We start from the raw sequence: 556 nt of genomic DNA, 5'->3' as shown, positions 1-556 counted from the left end.
GTTCTCGGGCGGCGGGGGCGGGCCAGGGCGCTTATCGTGGGCTGACGGATCGGGGGGCCCGCCCCGAGGAGGGTGCAGTGCACCGTTCCCGTTTCCGTTCCCGTTCCTGCTCGCGTTCCCGTACCGGGGCCGCGATCGGCGTCGGCTGCCTGTTCGTTACCACTGCCGTCGCCGCAGTCCCGGGCGGCGGCCCTGCGGCGACGTCCGGATCGGCCCCCCTACTCGCCCGCGCTTCCGCCGTCCCTTCCGACGCTCCTTCCGCTTCCCCGGCTCCCGCCCCGCCCCGCATCCGGTGGGGTGCCTGCCCCGAGCGGCCCGTGCCCGCCGGCATGCGGTGCGGCACCCTCACCGTGCCGCTCGACCACTCCGCCCCCGCCAAGGGCACCGTCCGCATCGCCCTCGCCGAGATACCGGCCAACGGCCCCCGCGCCGGGCGCCGCGGCGCGCTGCTGCTGAACTTCGGCGGTCCCGGCGGGTCCGGCATCGAGGCCCTCGCCACCGACGCCAAGGCCTTCGCCGAGCTCGGCGAGCGCTACGACCTCGTCACCTTCGACCC

General features: G+C 76.4%; 1 pseudogene. It reads left to right on the top strand.

The annotated features are described in order from the left end of the window. Window positions 1–317 precede the first annotated feature (317 nt). A pseudogene (locus HYE82_RS36990) lies at window positions 318–556 on the top strand (alpha/beta hydrolase); the annotation flags it as partial.

Source organism: Streptomyces sp. BR123 (assembly GCF_013401435.1).
Classification (GTDB): domain Bacteria; phylum Actinomycetota; class Actinomycetes; order Streptomycetales; family Streptomycetaceae; genus Streptomyces.
This window is presented reverse-complemented; position numbering and strand designations above follow the sequence as displayed.